This window comes from Mycobacterium timonense (assembly GCF_025821985.1).
Taxonomy (GTDB): domain Bacteria; phylum Actinomycetota; class Actinomycetes; order Mycobacteriales; family Mycobacteriaceae; genus Mycobacterium; species Mycobacterium avium.
Window position 1 is genome coordinate 1 of record NZ_JACKSY010000111.1, and the last position, 19,602, is coordinate 19,602.

The window sequence follows — 19,602 nt, forward strand, 5'->3', positions numbered from 1 at the left end:
CATCGCGATGTTCCTCTCGGTAGTGATTCTTGGTCGTTTCACCACAGAGACTCACGCGATGGCCCTCTTACGTCAGGGACCGACACGCCGCCATCACTTACACCACTCCCCGGGACGCTCCCGGCTGCGGCAGTCTCTTTGCGTTCGTCTGTTAGCAGCTCGCTGTAGGCCAGCCGCGAGTGCGCGTCGATCGCGGTATGCAGGAAGTGGTAGCCGCGCAGCGGGTGGCGGTGCTTGCTGCGCTCTCCTGAAGTCTTGTCGGCCTGGGCGTTGCGATTGCCGACGGTGCGTCCCAGCATGCGCCACCCTCCGCCGGCAGGGATCTTGCCGAGCTTCTTGACGTCCACATGGACGAGGTCTCCGCAGCACGCAGCCTCCATCCGGCGGACGACCTGGCCGGTGGCACGGTCCAGCCAGCGCAGTTTGGCCAGCTTGTAGCGGGTGAGCACCCGATGCACTGTGGACACATTCAGGCCCAGTAGATAAGCGATCCGAGCCGGACCCCACCGCCGCAGGACACGGACCTTAATGATCCGGCGCTCGGTACGGGTGGGTGTCTGGTTGGGGCTTCGAAGTGGGCGTGAGCTGCGATCAGCCATGCCGGCTGGACCGAGCTCGCGATAACGCGAAGCCCAGCGCTGGGCTGTGGTGACCGCGACCTGAAACCGCTCGGCGGCCCGGCGCAGCGACCAACCGTCCTCGACGACGCAACGGGCCAAGCGCAGACGCCCGGTTTCAGACAATGGGGCATTACGGTGGGACACGAAGACCTCCGGAGTGAGTTGTGCGTTCTTCAGCAGCTCGCACTTCACTCGGAGGTCTTCGTTATGTCACCACACCACGCCGTACCTAACGTCCGTGGTCAGTACAGCTAGCGAGTCAGCGCCGCAACCGGATGCGCCAGCGCACCAGCGCGGCGTAGCCCACCGAGAGCACCGCCAGCATGGCCATGTCGAACAGCCAGGCCGTCGCGGTGTGCTGGAAGTGGCTGTCCCGCGGGCTCTGCGGGCCGGGCGACACCGTCCACAGGTCCACCGTCGCCGCCTGCGCCGCATAGCCCCACCGGGACGGCACCAGCCAGGACAGCTGGTCGAGGAAGACCCGGTGGGTGACCGGCACCATGCCGCCGCACAGCACCATCTGCATCATCAGCGACACCACCAGCAGCGGCATGATCTGCTCGTGGGACCGCGCCAGCGCCGAGAGCAGCAGGCCCAGCATCGCCGCGGCCACGCACGTCGCCGCCACCGCGACGAACAGCTCGAAGGTGGCGTTACCCAGCAGCACGGCCGGCCGCGTCGGGGGTCCCTTGCCCAGCACCACGATGGCGGTGGCGACGGCCGCCTGCGCGACGGCGAACACGCAGAACACCACGATCTTGGCCAGCACGTAGGCGGTGCTGGACAGCCCGACCGCCTGCTCGCGGCGGAAGATCGGCCGCTCGCCGATCAGGTCGCGGATGGTCAGCGCCGTGCCCATGAACGCCGCGGCCATGGTGAGCAACGTCAGGATGGTGCCGGCCTCGCCGGCCGACTCGCCGGCCGGATCGGCGTAGCCGAACCCGGCGCTGCCCGGCACGGTCAGCGACAGCGCGCCCATCACGAACGGCAGCACCGCCAGGAACAGGAAGTAGGCGCGGTCGGCGATCACCAGCCGGACCTGACGGCGGGCGATGGTGAAGAACTGGCGGCGTTTGCTGGTCTGCGCCGGGGCGCCCAGCTCGGCTGGCGCCTCGGTCCGCGCGGGCGGCGGCGGCCGGTTCTGGGCCAGAAAGCGGCGGTTGGCCTCGTCCGGGTCGGCGCCCACCTTGGCGAAGATGTGCGCCCAGTTGGTGGTGCCCATCGCCGGGCCGATCTGGCCGGGCGGGCCGAGGAACGCCGTCTTGCCGCCCGGCGCCATCAGCAGCACCTGGTCGCAGACGTCCAGGTAGGTCAGCGAGTGGGTGACCACCAGCACCACCCGGCCTGCGTCGGCGAGCTGGCGCAGCATGGTCATGACCTGCAGGTCCAGCGCCGGGTCCAGGCCCGACGTCGGCTCGTCGAGGATCAGCAGCGACGGCCCGGTGAGCAGCTCCAGCGCCACCGACGCCCGTTTGCGCTGGCCGCCGGACAGCCGGTCCACCCTGGTGTCGGCGTGCTCGGTCAAGCCCAGCTCGTCGAGGACCTGGGCGACCACCTGGGCCCGGTCGGACTTGCTGGTGTCGGGCGGCAGCCGCAGTTCGGCGGCGTAGCCGAGCGCCTGGCTGACCGTGAGCTGGCGGTGCACCACGTCGTCCTGCGGCACCATGCCGATCCGGGTGCGCAGCGAGGCGTACTCGGTGTGGATGTCGTGGCCCTCGAACGTCACCGAGCCGGAGGTGGGGGTGGCATACCCGGCGATCAGCCGCGACAGCGTGGTCTTGCCCGCGCCCGACCCGCCGATCAGCGCGGTCAGGGTGCCGGGACGAGCGACCAGGGAGATCCGTTCCAGCAGCTGCTTGCCGTCGACGCCGAAGTTGACCTCGCGCACCTCCAGGCCCCCGGCGCGGGTGGCCGCCTCCTGGCGGCGGACCAGCATGCCGCCGGTGAACACCAGGTCGACGTTGCCGATGGTGACCACGTCGCCGTCGGACAGCGCCGCCGCACCGACCCGCACACCGTTGACGAAGGTGCCGTTGCTGCTGTTGGCGTCGCGGATCTCGGCGCCGGTCGGGGTCGGGGTCAAGAAGGCGTGATGACGGGAGGCCAGCACATCGTGGATGACGATGTCGTTGTTGAGGGCGCGCCCGATCCAGGCGGCGCGCCCGGGCGCCGGCCGGCGATCGGCGTCGGTGCCCGGGACGCTGACCCAGGTGGTCGGGAACTCCCCGCTGCCGCCGGTCCTGCCGGTCTGGGTGCGCGGCGGCGGCCCCGGCTGCGGCACCGCGCGCGTCGCGGCGTCCGGCGGGACGGCGCTGCGCTGGGTGTCTCGGCGCCGGAACGAGCGCGTCGGCGGCTGCCCGGGCGGTTTCGGCTGCCGGGGCGGCGGCGGGAGCAGGCCGACCGCGCCGGTGTGCTGGCCGATTTCGAACGTGATGCGCGGGCCGTCGGGTTTGCCGATGTTGATGGTCTGCCCGTCCTGGATGTCGACCGCCGGCACCCGCCGGCCGTCCACATAAACCCCGTTGAGCGTGTTGTTGTCCACCGCCCGCCAGCGGCCCTGCTCGAAGCGCAGCAGCACGTGCGCCCGGGCGATCAACGGGTGCGCCACCCGCAGGTCGGCACGCAGGTCGCTGCCGACGACCACGTCACGGCCCGCGGCGAAGCTGCCTTCGGAGCGGTCGGATCGGGCAGTCAGCACGGGCTGCGCGGAGCGAGTCATCACACCCAGAGTAGGGTTCGCGGCCGGCCGGCCGGCCTCAGCGTTTCAGCCGGATGTGCCAGCGCACGAAGCCGGTGTAACCGATCGACAGCAGCGCCAGCATGGCCATGTCGAACACGAAGATGTGTTTGGAGTGCTGCCAGATCGGGTCGTTGGTGGGGATCTGCTTGACCTTGACCAGCGACGGGAAGTCGATCGAGGAGGCGCCCGCGGCATAGCCCCACCGCGCCGGTGTCAGCCAGGCCAACTGCTCGAGGCCGATGCGCTGGTAGACCGGGATCATGCCGCTGGAGAACACCAGCTGCGACATGATCGACACCACCAGCAGCGGCATGATCTGCTCGTTGGACTGCGCCAGCGCCGAGAGCAGCAGGCCCAGCATCGCCGACGCTATACAGGTGCCCGCCACGGTGACGAACAGCGAGAACGTCGAGTTGCCGAAGAACTGCGGGTGCGCGGTCGGCGCGCCCTTGCCCAGCCGCACGATGATGGTCGCGATCGCCGCCTGGGCGGTCGCGAAGACGCAGAACACCGCGATCTTGGCCAGCAGATAGGCGGTGGTGGACAACCCCACCGCCTGCTCTCGTCGGAAGATGGCCCGCTCGCCGATGAGATCTCGGATGGTCAGCGCGGTGCCCATGAACACCGCACCGATGTTCAGCAGCACCATGATGTACTGCGGCTGCGTGGGCGCGGGTCCGAGCGGGTCGGCCGGCCCCAGCCCCGGATGCGGGCCCTTCACCGTCAGCGACAACGCGCCGATGAGGAACGGCAGCACCGCCAGGAAGATGGTGTAGCCGCGGTCGGAGACCACCAGCCGGACCTGGCGGCGCGCGATCGTCGACAGCTGCCGCCACAGGTCGGTCTGCGGGGGTTCCCCCAGGTCCGCCGGGCTCTGCGGCGTCGGCGGCTGCGACGACTGCTGGTTGCGCTCCTTGAAGCGCCGGTTGGCCTCGTCCGGGTCGGCGCCGACCTTGGCGAAGATGTCGGCCCAGTTGCGGGTGCCCAGCGCGGGCTCGACCTGGTCGGGCGGCCCGCAGAAGGCGGTCTTGCCGCCGGGGGCGATCAGCAGGATCTGGTCGCACACGTCCAGGTAGGACACCGAGTGGGTGACCACCAATACCACCCGCCCGGCGTCGGCGAGCTGGCGCAGCATCAGCATCACCTGACGGTCCAGCGCCGGGTCCAGGCCGGACGTCGGCTCGTCGAGCAGCAGCAGCGACGGCTGGGTGAGCAGCTCGAGGGCGACCGAGGCGCGTTTGCGCTGCCCACCGGAGAGCTTGTCCACCCGCGTTTCGGCGTGCTGGGTCATGTCGAGTTCCTCGAGCACCTGGGCGACGACGCGGGCCCGTTCCTCTTTGCTGGTGTCGGGCGGCAGCCGCAGTTCGGCGGCGTAGCCGAGCGCCTGGTTGACCGTGAGCTGGCGGTGCACCACGTCGTCCTGCGGGACCATGCCGATCCGGCTGCGCATGGATGCGTACTCGGTGTGGATGTTGTGGCCCTCGAAGGTCACCGTGCCCGACGTGGGGGTGGTGTAGCCGACGATCAGCCGCGACAGCGTGGTCTTGCCGGCGCCGGAGCCGCCGATGATGGCGGTCAGCGTGCCGGGCCGGGCGGTCAGCGAGATGTGGTCGAGCAGCTGCTTGCCGTGGTCGACGGTGTAGCAGACGGAGTTGACCTCCAGCCCGCCGCTGCGGGTGGCCGCCTCGGTGCGCCGGATCAGCCCGTCCCGGGTGAACACCAGGTCGACGTTGCCGATGGTGACCACGTCGCCCTCGGTGAGCACGGCCGAGCCGACCCGCACGCCGTTGACGAAGGTGCCGTTGACGCTGTGCGCGTCGCGGATCTCGGTGCCCAGCGGCGTCTGGATCAGAAACGCGTGATGGCGGGACGCCAGCACGTCCTGGATGACGATGTCGTTGTCGGTGGCCCGGCCGATGGTCTGCGACCCGGCCGGCTTCTGGATGGCGCCGGACCGCGACGGCATCAGCGCCTGGAACATCTTGGTCGCCAGGTTGGCCACCTCGGGCGGCTTGGAAGCCGCGGGCGCCATCTGGGTGTGCGGGGCCGCCGGGGCCGGCGCGACGGGCGGCGGGGGCGGCGCGGCGGGCGGGTAGCCGCCGGGTGGGCGGCCGCCGTACATGGTTTGGCCCGGCGGGCCGGGGCGCGGCGCGGGCTGCGGGCGGCGCGGTGGCGCGGCCCAGTTGGGGGTGCGCCCGGCCGGCGGGGGCGGGGTGGCGACCGGCGGCGCCGGTTGGGCCGACCAGGCCGCCGGTGCGGGCGGGTGGGCGGCCACCGGGATGCCCATCGACTCGGTGCGGGGCGGGCGTCCGGCCATGCCTTGGTGGCGGCCGACGTCGAAGGTCAGCAGCGGGCCGTCCGGGTTTCCGATGTTGATGGCGCACCCGTCGTGGATCTCGACCACCGGCACCCGGCGGCCGTTGACGAAAGTTCCGTTGAGCGAACCGTTGTCGATGGCCAGCCACTTGCCCTGGTCGTAGCGCAGCAGCAGGTGGGCGCGCGAGATCAGAGGGTGCGTGATGCGCATGTCGGCTCGCAGATCGCGCCCGACGACCACGTCGTGGCCCGCGGCGAAGGTACGTTCCGAGCCTTCGTGATGGACGGTTAGCGCTGGCGGGGCTGGTGCTGACATCGCCACAACTGTAGCTTGCAGCGCTGTGGATTAAGTTGCGGCGCTGGTGTGCCGGTCGGGCGCACCGGTGACCACGCAGTGCGTTCGGCTGTAGATGGTGGGCATGCACTGATTGCAGTGCGTGCACGCCGAATGCACCCGGTGCGCGGCACCGTCGGCGGCGATCCGGTTGATCAGATCCGGCTCGGCCAACAGCGCGCGGGCCATGGCGACGAACTCGAACCCCTCCGCCATCGCCAGGTCCATCGTCTCCCGATTGGTGATGCCGCCCAGCAGGATCAGCGGCATCTTCAGCTCGGCGCGAAACAGCTTGGCGTCCCGCAATAGATACGCCTCGCGGTAGGGGTATTCGCGCAGGAACTTCTTGCCCGTCATGCGCATGCCCCAGCGCAGCGGCGGCTTGAACGCGCCGGCGAACTCCTTGAGCGGCGCGTCGCCGCGGAACAGGTACATCGGGTTGACCAGCGAGCTGCCCGCGGTGAGCTCGATCGCGTCCAGGCCGCCGTCGGACTCCAGCCACTTGGCGGTGGTCAGCGATTCCTCGGTGCTGATGCCGCCGCGCACCCCGTCGGCCATGTTCAGCTTGGCCGTCACCGCGATGGGCGTGCCCTCCTTTTCCACCGCCCGCCGCACGGCCATCACCATGCCGCGGGCCACCTTCGCCCGGTTCTGCAGCGACCCGCCGAACTCGTCGTTGCGGCGGTTGATCAGCGGTGACAGGAACGAACTCGCCAAATAGTTGTGGCCCAGGTGGATTTCGACGGCGTCGAACCCGGCCTCGATGGCCAGCCGCGCGGCGTTGGCGTGCGCGGCGATCACCCCGTCGATGTCCTCGCGGGTCGCCTTCTTGGCGAACCGCATTCCGATCGGGTTGAAGAACCGGACCGGCGCCAGCGCCTGCGCCTTGTTGGACCTGGCGTTGGCCACCGGCCCGGCGTGCCCGATCTGCGCGCTGACCGCCGCGCCCTCGGCGTGGATCGCGTCGGTGAGCCGGCGGAACCCGGGCACGGCCTCGGGCCGCATCCAGATGCCGTTGCCCTCGGTGCGGCCGCCGGGGGAGACCGCGCAGTAGGCGACGGTCGTCATGCCGACGCCGCCCGCGGCGGGCAGCCGGTGGTATTCGATGAGGTCGTCGGTCACCAGCGCGTCCGGTGTACGCGCCTCGAAGGTGGCGGACTTGATGATGCGATTGCGCAGCGTGATCGGACCGAGCTTGGCGGGGCTGAACACGTCCGGAGGGGTGGGCATATCGGGGAGCCTAATGGCGATCGCAAGCGCGGCGGAGCCGGGCGCAGCGGGTCGCCATCAATCGAGTTACATGGCGATCGCAAGCGCGGCGGAGCCGGGCGCAGCGGGTCGCCATCATCGAGGTCTGCCAGACTGTCAGCGTGGGAGCAATCACACTGGACGGCAAGGCCACCCGCGACGAAATCTTCGTCGACCTCAAGCAGCGGGTCGCCGCGTTGACCGCGGCCGGCCGCACCCCCGGTTTGGGCACCATCCTGGTCGGCGACGACCCGGGCTCGCAGGCCTACGTGCGCGGCAAGCACGCCGACTGCGCCAAGGTGGGCATCACCTCCATCCGCCGCGACCTGCCCGCCGACATCAGCACCGCCGCGCTCAACGACACCATCGACGAGCTGAACGCCAACCCCGAATGCACGGGGTACATCGTGCAGTTGCCGCTGCCCAAGCAGTTGGATGAGAACGCGGCGCTGGAGCGGGTGGACCCGGACAAGGACGCCGACGGCCTGCACCCCACCAACCTGGGCCGGTTGGTGCTCAACAATCCGGCGCCGCTGCCGTGCACGCCGCGCGGAATCGTGCACCTGTTGCGCCGCTACGACGTCGAGATCGCCGGGGCGCACGTGGTGGTCATCGGCCGCGGTGTGACGGTCGGTCGCCCGCTGGGGCTGCTGCTGACCCGGCGCTCGGAGAACGCCACGGTTACGTTGTGCCACACCGGAACTCGTGATCTGCCGGCGTTGACCAGGCAGGCCGACATCATCGTGGCCGCCGTCGGGGTGCCGCACCTGCTGACCGCCGACATGGTGCGCCCGGGGGCCGCGGTGCTCGACGTGGGGGTCAGCCGGGTGGACGGCAAGCTCGCCGGCGACGTGCACCCCGACGTGTGGGAGGTGGCCGGTCACGTGTCGCCGAATCCCGGCGGCGTGGGCCCGTTGACCCGGGCGTTCCTGTTGACCAACGTCGTCGAGCTGGCCGAGCGGGAATGACCGCACGCACCCTGATGCGGGCTCAGTGGCCGATTCTGTTGGTGGGCTTGATCTTTGCGGTGGCGCTGGCCTTGGTGGGTGCCAACTTCTGGCGCCGCGGTTCACTGCTGCTAGGCATCGGGGTGGGGGTGGCGGCGCTGCTGCGGCTGGTGCTGTCCGAGGAGCGTGCCGGGCTGCTGGTGGTGCGCGGCAAGGGAATCGACTTCGTCACCACCGCGATGGTCGGGGCGGCGATGGTCTACATCGCCTGGACCATCGACCCGCTGGGCACCGGCTGACGTTCCGAGTGTTTGGTCCGCGTCGAACGTGGGCTTTAGGTACGACTTTTCGTCATTTTTCGTCCATGGCCCACACGCTCGGCGCGCCTCGATCAGAAGCTCGGCAGCTGGCCGGGCGTCGTCGGCAGTTGGCCCGTCTGGCCCGCCATGCCCGGGATCTGGCCGGCCATCGCGGGAACCTGCCCGGGCATTCCCGGAACCTGCGGCATGGCGCCGGACAGGTTGCCGCTGGCGATGTTCGCCATCTCCTGGGGGCAGTACGTCTGGATCGCGATGGTGGTGAACATGCGGGCCATCGTGGGGGACATGCCCCGGCCGGCGACGCTGGACGCCACCGCGGCGAAATTGCCGCCCGGCTGCGACAGCATCGGGCAGACCGACTCGCCGACGGCCATCGCGTTTCCCGGTTCGCCGAAGTCGATGCCGGCGTGGTTGAGCGCGTCGATGAAGTCGTCGCCGTTTCCCTCCGCCCCGGCCGGCGCCGCGAACGCCGACGCCACCGTGAGCAGGCCGGCGGCCGCGGCCAGCAGCCGAATGGTGAAGGGCTGGTGGCGCAAAACCCAGATCCATTGATGAGTTCGTGCAAGTGCCTTCACGCCAGCCTCCCCGTCCGCCTGGAGTGCACCGACGGCACTCGAATCACGCCCTACGAACTCTGAGCCATCACTGTCACGTTTACGACACGGTGGGATAAAGGTTCGCACAATAAGCGTTTCGTGAGGCCGCCGTTTCCGCGACGTCGGTTATTACCCGGCCCGATTGCGCAAGACCAGGCGGCGGATCGACGCCACACTGTGATGTCAACACGGGCGCCGGCGCCGCAGATCCGGGCGGGAACCAGAATCCGCCCCATGACGAGACGTCCGACCAACCGTGAGATCTTGCGTCAGACGTTTCTTCGCGGCGCCGTAACCTTGGCCACCGGGGCGGTGTTCGGTGCCCCTCCCGCGGCTGCGGATCCCGCCGCCGGCTGGCGCGGCCTGGCCTCGTCGATCGGTGGCAGCGTGCTGTTGCCGGCCAACGGCCCCCAATTCGCCACTGGCAAGCAGGTTTTCAACTCCTTCTGCAACAATTCAAATCCTGCTGCGGTGGTGCGGGTTTCGTCACAAGCCGACGTGCAGAAGGCGGTCGCGTTCGCCAAGGCCAATAACCTCAAGATCGCACCGCGCGGCGGTGGACATTCGTATGTCGGTGCGTCCAGCTCCAACGGCACCGTGGTGCTCGACCTGCGCGGCCTGCCCGGCGGGGCGAACTTCGACGGCAACAACGTCACGGTGACCCCTGCGACCAATCTGTATGCGGTGCACCAGGCCCTGGCCGCCGCCGGCCGCGCGGTTCCTGTCGGTACCTGCCCCACCGTCGGCATGGCGGGACTCGCACTGGGTGGCGGCGTGGGGCCCCGACACCCGGCGCGGCGGGCTCACCTGTGATGCGCTGCAGTCCGCGACCGTGGTGCTGCCCAGCGGCGATGTGGTCACCGCGTCCGCCAACGACAACCCGGATCTGTTCTGGGCGTTGCGCGGTGGCGGGGGCGGCAATTTAGGGGTGACAAGGTCGATGACGTTCGCGACCTTCGCCACCGCCGACAGCGACCTGGTGCCGCTGGATTTCCCGCGGGGCCTCGGCCGTGCAGGTGCTCACCGGCTGGCAGTCGTGGCTGGCGGGCGCCGACCGGAACACGTGGGGGATGGTCGATCTGTCGGTCGGCTCCGCGCAGGCGAATTGCCATGTGCTGGCGACCTCCGCGGCCGACACCGGATCGGGGGTGGCCGACGCCCTCAAGTCGGCGGTCGGGCTGGCGCCCAGCGCCGTGACCAACAAGACGCTCAGCCACATGGATCTGGTCCATTATCTGGCCGGGGGCGGCTCGACCAGCCCGGCGCGCGGTTTTGTGGCCGGCTCCGATGTGATCGGGCCGATGACTTCGGCTGCGGCCCACGCCATTGCGGCCGCGGCGGGGCAGTGGCCGGCTTCCGGTGCCGGGCGGGCCTCGGTGCTGATCGATCCGCTGGGTGGCGCGGTGGCCGACGTGGCCCCGGGCGACACCGCGTTTCCGTGGCGCAACCACGCGGTGATCCGCAAGTTCTACCACCGCCTGCCCAGCTGGGTAGACCTCGCCACCCGCGAGCAGGCCAAAGCCCAACTGGCCGACTTCGGAAACCCGGTTTCGCCCCGAACAACTCACCGAGCTGGCGCGGGGAATGGCCGATGTGCTCAACCCCGACGGCACCTTCACCGAGGAAGACCGCGCCCGCCAACGAGGCCTGACCCTGGGCCATCAACAACCCGACGGCATGTCGGCGCTGCGCGGCTGGCTGACGCCCGAAGCACGTGCCACGCTGGAAGCCGTCTTGGCCAAACTCGCCGCCCCCGGCATGTGCAACCCCCTCGACGACACCCCATGCGTGGACGGCGCACCCACCCAGGACGCCATCGAGCACGACCCGAGGTCGACCAGCCAACGCAACCACGACGGGCTCAACGCTGCCCTGCGCGCGATGTTGGCGTCCGGAAAGCTGGTCAGCACAACGGGTTGCCGGCCTCCATCGTCGTCACCACCACGCTGGCCGAGCTGGAAGCGGCCGCCGGGCGCGGGGCTAACCGGTGGCGGCACCATCTTGCCGATGAGCGACGTGATCCGCCTGGCCCGCCACGCCCGTCACTACCTGGCGATCTTCGACAAGGGCAAGGCGCCAGCGCTCTATCACACCAAGCGCCTGGCCTCACCCGGACAGCGAATCGTCTTATACGCCAAGGACCGCGGCTGCTCGGCCCCGGGCTGCACCGTGCTCGGCTACTACTGCGAAGTCCACCACGTCACCGACTACGCCACCTGCCACACCACCGACGTCAATGACCTCACCTCCGCCTGCGGCCCGCATCACCGCCTGCTGCGACCCGCCGGCTGGACCACCCGCAAAAACATCCGCGCCGACACCGAATGGACACCGCCACCGCACCTCGAACACGGTCAACCCCGCACCAACACCTTCCACCACCCGGGAAAACTGCTGCACGACGGGGACGACGATGAGTGGTAACTCGCCGCTATAGCCCAAGCAGGCGATTGCGCTGTTCGATGTACTGCTCGTCGGATATCAACCCCTCGTCACGTAGCCTGGCGAACTCGCGGATCTCGGCGGCGATCCCCGTCACCACGGTGCGCGGCTCGTTCTCCGCGGGCGTCTCTTCGTCCCCAATCCTGGGGGCTGCGGCGCTAACTGCCCGGACCTCAACCCGATTCGCGTGGCGCGGGTCGCGACCACGCGCGCTGAAGCCATCGCGGATGGCACGCCCGGCTGTACCGGCCAGGGCCATCTCGCCGAACGAGCTTCCTAAACCGGGCGCCACCGCCGGGGTGACCCCGGCGGGCGCAGCCGGCAACGCCAGCGCGATCGGACGAACCGCCGGGGTTGCGGCGGTCCAGGTGGGCGGCACCGACAACGCGCCGACCGCATTCGCCTCACCCACGCCCGCCGACACCGACCTGGAGACCACGTTCGCGGTCGTTGCCGGTTCGGCCGGCGTCACGGATTTCACCATCGCCTCCGGTGAGGTGCCCGATGCATCCCAGCCGCTGACAATGTCATCGGTGTGGATACCGGTCTGGGCGCCGATGAGGTCAACGGGCAGGGATACTGCGCCCAGCGGCGCCATGGGCGCGTCGAGCCCGTATGCGATCCCGTCGGCGCCCAGATCCGCTAGATCCAGTGGCGTCGATACACCGAGCGCGGACGTCGCGCTGCCCAACCCGCCTGGTAGCGAAGAAACCGATTGTGCGCCACTAGAAATCGTGCCCTGCGTGGCTCCGGCGGATAATTCACCGGCTTGACTGACGGCGCTTGCCCGGCTGGCCTGTCCACCCGAATTCGTGTTCTGTTGTGGCGGGCTGAACGGCGTCAGCTGTGTGGCCGCGGCCGACGAACTCGCGTAGCCGTACATGGCCACCGCGTCCTGGGCCCACATTTCGCTGTATTGCGCTTCGGTGGCGGCGATCGCGGGGGTGTTCTGTCCCAACAGGTTCGTGGCGACCAGTGTGACCAGTTGGCTACGGTTGGCCGCAACAACCGGCGGCGGAACCGTTGCCGCGAAAGCCGCTTCGTAGGCGGTAGCGGCCGCCCTGGCCTGGCTGGCTGTCTGCTCCGCCTGCGCGGCGGTGCTGCTCAGCCACGCCACGTAGGAGCTGGCGGCGGACGCCATCATCGCTGATGACGGCCCGAGCCACGGCCCGGCGGTGAGACCGGTGACCACCGACTGATACGCGCTGGCAGCCGAATGCAGTTCTGCGGCGGTCGTTTCCCAGATTTGCGCGGCGGCGAGCAGCGGTGCCGCACCGGGTCCGGCATACATGCGGCCGGAATTGACTTCCGGCGGAAGTGCTCCGAAGTCCATTACGCCACGGCTCTAGTGGAATGCGGCGCGACGCCGTGCGATCGCCGCGCAAGAACTCCGAACTGGCTGTACGGCCAGGACGACATGGATACCCCCCGGTTTCCGAATCACGTTGTGGTGCAGCGGATCGTCCCTTGGGTCTCAGGCACGCTGCTTCATGCCGACTTTACCGTCCGGCCTCCGCCGAGGCGCTCGTCAGCGGGAGGCGCCTCATCGGCCACCGGCTCCCCGGACGGCCGCCCCTTGCGCAGGGTGGCCAGAAGTTCTCGGTATGGACCTACGAGATAGACGGTGTCGCCGGCGCAGAGCCGGGCGTCGCGGCGTGGGTGCAGCTGGACGGGTGCGTCCTCCCGCGTTATTGCGATGACACGGGTTTGTGTCGACACCTCGAACATCTGCATGCCGTCGAGTTCACTACCCGGCTGCACATGCATTCCGCCGACCAAAAAATATCGGTTGCCCACCGAAAACGTACCCAGCACCTGCAGGCCCAGCGCGGCTCCGACGAACCACGGTGCGGCCAGCGCAACGGTGGACCGGACATTTTCGAATCCGAAGCGGTGGGCAACCGCGGATCCCAAGTCGTGGTCGTACACCCGCAGCACCAGCGGGACCTCGCTCCAGCGGCTGTTGCCGACGGCTTCGACGGCTTGCGAACCCAACATTTCACGAAGCACGATCCCGGTTTCGATGTTGATCATGTCGTCGCTGGTCAGCACGGCTACCGCGCGGGCTTTGTCCACCCGGGCCGCTTCCAGCGTCGGGCGCAACGTCGCGTCCCCGAAGATCACCGGTACGTCGAGCTCAGCCGTGATCGAGAGGAAGGGGTTGCCCTGGTCGCGTTCGATCACCGCGACGTCATATCCGGCTTTGGCCAGGTCGGTGACGACCCGCACGCCGAGCGCGCTCAACCCGACGACGATGATGTGGTTGCGCAGGTGACGAACCCGCGGTCGCGCGGACAAAAGCAGGAACCGCCGCGACAGCAGCACATCGGCGATGAAGGCGACCAGCAGGGCGGTGGTGGTAACGCCACCCACCATCAGGACCGCGGCATACAGCCGCAACCACGTCGGCTGCTTGGCAAAGCTGAAGTCGCCGTAGCCGGTCGTCGTGATGGTCTCCATGGTGAAGTAGAACGCGTCGGTCCAAGACATCCCCGGGTGCGTGTACGCGAGGTGCAGCAACATTGTCGAGGCGACGATCAGGCAAGCTAGGGCGGTGAGCAATGGATAGAACGCAGGACTGACTTCCCTCGGGAGGGCGCGCACAGCGTAGGAGATGCGGCGCAATCGGGACTGCCGCGCGCGCATTCTGTCCAGGCGCGGCAGGCTGACGCCGTGGGTAGCCGATTCCTCGGTGGTGCCGATCATCGTGGTCCAGTCCCCGGCGCTCACCCACACATCGCGTCCCGGACATGCCACTACCTCGTCGGGATTGCGGGTGTTCCCACCCTTGACCATCGCCACCGGGGCAAGGTCGCCATAAACCTCGCGTAACGTGCCGTCGAACGGTGCCTCGGCGCCGAACACCACGAACTCGATGCCGGCCGCCTCGAAAGGGTGGGTGGTGCGGGCCAAACACGCCTCGACGACCGACGGCGCTGCAAGGTCGGCGACGCCGAGGACCGTACTGGGTCCGTCATCGTCGGCAACCGCCTCCCGCAGCACGTCATTGGCAATCCGGGCCACGATGCGGATATTGGGGTTGGACTTACGCGCGATCAGAGCGATTTCGAGGTTGACCGCGTCGTCGACGCCGGCGCAGACGACGGCCGCGGCGCGGGCGAGCCCGGCCTTGGCCAGTTCGGTCTTGAGGCGGGTGCCGGCGAGGTCAGAATCGAAGAGTCTGGCGACGTTGGCGCCCGCTTGTTTCAACTCGTCGACGATCGTCGTCGCCAACGCGTCATCACCACTGACGATGATGCACTGGCTCATCGAATCTACTCCTCATCTGGAAAATGCAGTGATTGCTGGTGGAGAGCTCTGCGCTCGAGTCGGTACATTCCGACCCCTGGGCGCCACGAAATCGCCTCTGGCATAACCACACACCTTGCCGACACTGCCGTCACTCGAATATCGCTCGCTACTTCATGGGGAATGAGATGGCGACGGTCTTTACGGAATACTAACAGCAGATTCGCCGCTATCGCCAAGGCTCGAAATGTGTCCTACCGCTTTAGCTGCGGTTTCGTCGACGGCAGCCCATGCTGGAACCTCTTGGGGCAAAGCATAACTCGAATATTTACAACCTCTATCTGTGTTAAATAGCAGCTGCGCTGAATTCGTCGTGGTCCAGGCTGGTGTGAGCAAGCAGGCGTTGGGAACGGCTAAATATATTGCGCTGCAGTAAACTAGGACGTCTTGAATTTATTGCTAAGCCGCTTAGGCTCGTTCATGGCGCCGCTGAGGGCATACGCCCAGCATAGCGACCAGATAAGAGGTGCTAAGTGGCTTCTGTCACAACAACATTGGAGTGCTCTGGCCGTTGCGGGCACTGCACATTGTTACGAACAAATCAACTAACCTGGGAATGTCCTGCCAATATTGCTGGCAGTTTGCTGTTTCTGGTAACTCGTGGCGGCATGGGGAAGTTAGCAGCCGCTAGGCTTTCGGCGGACTTCGTTCATTGATCTTTTGTGCATCCCCAGGGTAAGGAATATGGGCGTGTCTTCTTTGACTGTCGCAAAGGCCCACGAGCACAGGGCATGGTCGTCTTTTTCAGACGTATGCAAACGCGGCTTCCTCGGAAAGCCATTGATCTCTTCCCAGCTCGAGCACGAGAAATTGTCGAACCCCGTCGCGCTCGGGGTGCTGTCACCGGACGCGATCTCGTCGACCGCCTACGGCTCCGAGCAGATCATGATCGAACTACTGCCGGCCGCGGGGATGGCAGCGTTCGCATTGTTGCTTCCGATCACCGGGGTCATCCTGCTGATTCTGGTGCTGGTGGCGGCGTCGTATCGCCAGGTCGTCATGGTCTATACGCGCTCCGGTGGATCGTACGTGGTGGCACGGGAGAACTTCGGCCCGCGGGTGGCGCAGGTCGCCGCCGCGGCGCTGCTGATCGACTACGTGGTGACGGTCGCGGTGCAATGTGCGGCCGGAACGGTCGCGGTGGCTTCGGCGGTACCCGTCCTGGGTCCCTACAGCCTGGAGATCACCGTCGGAATGGTGCTGTTGATGTGCTTCGCGAACCTGCGCGGACTGCGGGAAGCCGGGGCACGTTTCGCGCTGCCCACCTATGCCTTCGTGGTCATGGTTTCGCTGACGATCGTCGTCGGCGTTATCCGTGAATTGTGCGGCAACCTACCGAAATACGATCCCGAGCACATCGCCGGAGCGGTTCCTGTCCATCACGGCGGCGGGCTGATCATGGGTGCGACGGTGCTGATTGTGCTGCGCGCCTTCGCCAACGGTGGGTCGTCACTGACCGGGGTGGAGGCTATCTCGAACACGGTCACCGCATTCCGCAAGCCCGAAGGCCTCAACGCGCGCCGGGTCATGACCGTGATGGCCTGCATCCTCGGATTCCTGCTGGCGGGCGTGGCCTGGCTGACTCACGTCACCCACGCCGTACCGTACGCCGACGGATATCCGTCGATGTTGTCCGAGATTGCCCGGGCAGTGTTCGGCCACGGGGTGACCGGTAACATCCTGTACATCCTCGTTCAGGTGTCGACCGCCGCCATCCTCTACACCGGCGGCAACACCAGTTTCAACGGCTTCCCCGCATTGGCCAGTTTCGTTGCCGGGGACCGCTTTTTGCCACGCCCACTGATGAAACGGGGCCATCGCCTGGTGTTCTCCAATGGCATCCTCGCCCTGACCGCGTTGTCGGTGGCGCTGCTGGTCATCACCGGAGGCTCGGTCGACGCGCTGGTGCCGTTCTACGCGATCGGTGTGTTCACCGGATTCTCGATGGCCGGCTACGGCATGACCAAGCATTATCTGACCAAACGCGGCCCGGGCTGGCGGCGCAGCGTTGTGATCAACATGTCGGCGGGGATTTTGTCGACGATCGTGGTGGGCATCTTTGCGGTCGCGAAGTTCACCGAAGGTGCCTGGCTGATCGTCATCGTCTTTCCGCTGCTGGTGCTGGCACTGATGCGGCTCAACCGGCAATACCGCGCCGAGGCTTCGGTTCTGGAGATGTCGCGGACAGAACTTCCTGATCTGGGCCGCTACACCCAGCACCGGGTCTTTGTCCTGGTTGATTCGATCGACCTCGCCGAGGTCGAAGCGTTGCGGTACGCGCACGGGTTACACGCCGACGAACTCACCGTTGTGCATTTCGTGATCGACGCCGACCACGCTGCCCGGCTGCAACAGCGCTGGGACGTCTTCGAACACGACACCCCGCTGCGGCTGGTCGACTGCCCGGATCGTCACCTGAGCAGAGCCGCACACGAGTTGGTGTTGCAGGTCCTCGCCGACCATCCGGATACCAAGGTGACGGTGCTTCTGCCACGCCGAACGTATTCGCCGCTCATCGGCCGGCTGCTGCACGACCGGACGGCGGACAAGATCGCCCGCGCGGTCAGCCGGATTCCGGGTGCGGCCGCGCAGATCGTGCCCTATGACATCGAGTCCCGTATCTCAGAGGTCATGCGCGCCTGACGGCGCGCTCGCGGCCCGAACCGAGATGGGCCGGCCCCTGCAGTCAAATCGATTGAGAGTCTTCGAGGAAGGGCTACTGTGACGCAACCGAACGGGGGAATACCGCTTTCCTTCACGGACAAGTGCAAGCGGCTTTTTCTGGGAAAGCCGCTGACCACCGATCAGCTGGATGCCGAGAAACTGTCGAATCCTCTTGCGCTCGGGGCACTTGCACCGGACGCGATCTCGTCGACCGCTTACGGTCCCGAGCAGATCATGATCGAACTGCTGCCGGCGGCGGGGATGGCAGCGTTCGCGTTGTTGCTCCCGATCACCGGGGTGATCCTGGTGGTTCTGGCACTGGTGTCGGTGTCGTACCGGCAGGTGGTGATGGCCTACATGCGCACCGGCGGGTCGTACATGGTGGCGCGGGAGAACTTCGGCCCGCGGATCGCGCAAGTCGCCGCCGCGGCGCTGCTGATCGACTACGTCGTCACCGTGGCGGTGCAACCCGCCGCCGCGACGGTGGCGCTGGTCTCGGCGATCCCGCCCCTTCGCCCTTATCACCTGGAAATCACCATAGCCGCCGTGTTGTTGGTCTGCCTGATGAACCTGCGCGGGCTGCGGCGATCCGGCCGGATGTTCGCGATCACGACCTACGCCTTCGTCGGCATGATCACCGCCACGATTTTGACCGGCTTCGTACGTGAAATGTTCTGGGGCCTACCGAAATACGATCCGCAACACATCGTCGGAGCGGTGCCGGTCCATCAAGGCGGCGGACTGGTGATGGGCGCGACCGTCCTGATTGTCTTGCGCGCCTTCGCCAACGGGGGAACCTCGCTGACCGGCATCGAAGCGGTGTCCAACACCATCAGCGTCTTTCAGAAGCCCGAGGGCGTCAACGCCCGCCGAGTGCTCACGGTGATGGCGTGCATGCTCGGGTTCTTACTGGCCGGTGTCGCCTGGCTGGCGCACGTCACCCATGCGGTCCCCTACCTCGATGAATATCCGTCCATGTTGTCGGAGATCACCCGCGCCGTTTTCGGCGACGGGGTGCTCGGCAAAATTCTGTACTTCATGGTGCAGGCTTCGACGGCGGCGATCCTGTTCACCGGTTGCAACACCAGCTTCAATGGTTTTCCCGCGTTGGCCAGTTTCGTTGCGGAGGATCGTTTCCTGCCGCGGCCCCTGACCAAGCGTGGCCACCGTCTGGTGTTCTCCAATGGCATCCTGACTCTCACCGCGCTCGCGGTGACACTGCTGCTCATCACCGAAGCAAAGGTGAGCGCGCTGGTGCCGTTCTTCGCGATCGGTGTGTTCACCGCCTTCGCGATGGCCGGCTACGGCATGGCCAAGCACCATGGGACCCGCCGCGGCCCGGGCTGGCGACTCAAGGTGGCGGTGAACTTGGCCGCCGGAATCATGTCGACGATCGTGGTCGGCATCTTCGTGGTGGCCAAGTTCACCGAAGGCGCCTGGCTCATCGTCATCATCTTCCCGGTGCTGGTGTTCGTGCTGATGCGACTCAACAAGAAGTACCGGGACGAGGCCTCCGTGCTCGAGCTGTCGCGCACCGAAAAGGTTGACCTGGCCCGGCACCCGCGGCTTCAGGTGCTGGTATTCGTGGACACGATCGACCTCGCAGAGATCGAGGCCGTGCGTCTGGGAAACGGGCTGCATGCCGACGAGCTCACCGCAGTGCACTTTGTCATCGACGCCGACCACGCGATGGAGCTGCGGGAACGCTGGGATCGTTTCGAACACGACACCCCGCTATGGCTGATCAACTGCCCGGATCGTCATCTGAGCCGGGCGGCGCACGAGTTGGTGGTGCGGGTACTCAAAGACCATCCGGACACCAGGGTGACGGTGCTGTTGCCGCGCCGGACGTATTCGCCGTTATTGGGTCGGCTGCTGCACGACCGCACCGCCGACAGGATGTCCCGCGCGGTGAGCCGCATCCGCAACGCCACCGCGATCATCGTGCCCTACGACATCGAATCGCGGATCGCGCGGGTTGCGCCCGACGGGTTTGAGCTCGGAACGGCCCGGGACGTCGAAGAGGTCGAGACGCCTATATCGAGCTTCGTGGGCGACTGACCCGT

General features: G+C 67.4%; 12 protein-coding genes and 1 pseudogene. 6 read left to right on the top strand and 7 right to left on the bottom strand.

All coding sequences use genetic code 11. The annotated features are described in order from the left end of the window. Window positions 1-125: 125 nt before the first annotated feature. The 4 genes and pseudogenes from H7I87_RS26345 to H7I87_RS26360 form a co-directional block, all read right to left on the bottom strand. Window positions 126-764: pseudogene (locus H7I87_RS26345) on the bottom strand (IS481-like element ISMav3 family transposase); the annotation flags it as partial. A 115-nt stretch (window positions 765-879) separates the two neighbouring features. Then, entirely contained in the window at window positions 880-3,339 is a 2,460-nt protein-coding gene (locus H7I87_RS26350; RefSeq protein WP_031348302.1) for an ATP-binding cassette domain-containing protein, read from the bottom strand. Between the two features lie 37 nt (window positions 3,340-3,376). Further along, window positions 3,377-5,992, bottom strand: coding sequence for an FHA domain-containing protein (locus H7I87_RS26355; protein ID WP_033724824.1), 2,616 nt, complete (start codon window positions 5,990-5,992; stop codon window positions 3,377-3,379). 30 nt (window positions 5,993-6,022) lie between these two features. Beyond that, window positions 6,023-7,240 (bottom strand): NADH:flavin oxidoreductase, encoded by a 1,218-nt coding sequence (locus H7I87_RS26360; protein WP_019734236.1) that lies wholly within the window; start codon window positions 7,238-7,240, stop codon window positions 6,023-6,025. 140 nt (window positions 7,241-7,380) lie between these two features. On the opposite strand from H7I87_RS26360, the gene H7I87_RS26365 reads away from it, so the two are divergent. Beyond that, the gene (locus tag H7I87_RS26365; protein WP_009978848.1) at window positions 7,381-8,226 is read left to right on the top strand and encodes a bifunctional methylenetetrahydrofolate dehydrogenase/methenyltetrahydrofolate cyclohydrolase; all 846 of its coding nucleotides are present in this window, start codon (window positions 7,381-7,383) and stop codon (window positions 8,224-8,226) included. Continuing rightward, window positions 8,223-8,504 (top strand): DUF3017 domain-containing protein, encoded by a 282-nt coding sequence (locus H7I87_RS26370; RefSeq protein ID WP_003879003.1) that lies wholly within the window; start codon window positions 8,223-8,225, stop codon window positions 8,502-8,504. Before H7I87_RS26365 ends, H7I87_RS26370 begins: the two co-directional genes overlap by 4 nt. A gap of 92 nt (window positions 8,505-8,596) precedes the next feature. Here H7I87_RS26370 and H7I87_RS26375 read toward each other — a convergent pair whose 3' ends face one another. Then, window positions 8,597-9,100, bottom strand: a complete 504-nt coding sequence (locus H7I87_RS26375) for a DUF732 domain-containing protein (RefSeq protein WP_031347634.1) — start codon at window positions 9,098-9,100, stop codon at window positions 8,597-8,599. A 255-nt stretch (window positions 9,101-9,355) separates the two neighbouring features. Here H7I87_RS26375 and H7I87_RS26380 point away from each other — a divergent pair, with 255 nt between their 5' ends. Both H7I87_RS26380 and H7I87_RS26385 read left to right on the top strand, forming a co-directional pair. Beyond that, window positions 9,356-9,934 carry an FAD-binding oxidoreductase gene (locus H7I87_RS26380; RefSeq protein WP_224111096.1) on the top strand — a complete coding sequence of 193 codons (579 nt, stop codon included), beginning with the start codon at window positions 9,356-9,358 and terminating at the stop codon, window positions 9,932-9,934. A gap of 771 nt (window positions 9,935-10,705) precedes the next feature. Continuing rightward, a complete protein-coding gene (locus tag H7I87_RS26385) occupies window positions 10,706-11,545 on the top strand; it encodes an HNH endonuclease signature motif containing protein (RefSeq protein ID WP_162151404.1) in 840 nt (279 codons plus the stop codon). Between the two features lie 7 nt (window positions 11,546-11,552). Here H7I87_RS26385 and H7I87_RS26390 read toward each other — a convergent pair whose 3' ends face one another. Continuing rightward, the gene (locus H7I87_RS26390; protein ID WP_031347636.1) at window positions 11,553-12,896 is read right to left on the bottom strand and encodes a PPE family protein, SVP subgroup; all 1,344 of its coding nucleotides are present in this window, start codon (window positions 12,894-12,896) and stop codon (window positions 11,553-11,555) included. A gap of 155 nt (window positions 12,897-13,051) precedes the next feature. After that, window positions 13,052-14,833, bottom strand: a complete 1,782-nt coding sequence (locus H7I87_RS26395) for an NAD-binding protein (RefSeq protein ID WP_023860876.1) — start codon at window positions 14,831-14,833, stop codon at window positions 13,052-13,054. A 723-nt stretch (window positions 14,834-15,556) separates the two neighbouring features. On the opposite strand from H7I87_RS26395, the gene H7I87_RS26400 reads away from it, so the two are divergent. Both H7I87_RS26400 and H7I87_RS26405 read left to right on the top strand, forming a co-directional pair. Then, the gene (locus H7I87_RS26400; RefSeq protein WP_023863174.1) at window positions 15,557-17,515 is read left to right on the top strand and encodes an APC family permease; all 1,959 of its coding nucleotides are present in this window, start codon (window positions 15,557-15,559) and stop codon (window positions 17,513-17,515) included. Between the two features lie 78 nt (window positions 17,516-17,593). Then, window positions 17,594-19,597: an APC family permease gene (locus tag H7I87_RS26405; protein WP_023860878.1), complete on the top strand. Its 2,004-nt coding sequence runs from the start codon at window positions 17,594-17,596 to the stop codon at window positions 19,595-19,597. The last annotated feature ends 5 nt before the right edge of the window (window positions 19,598-19,602 follow it).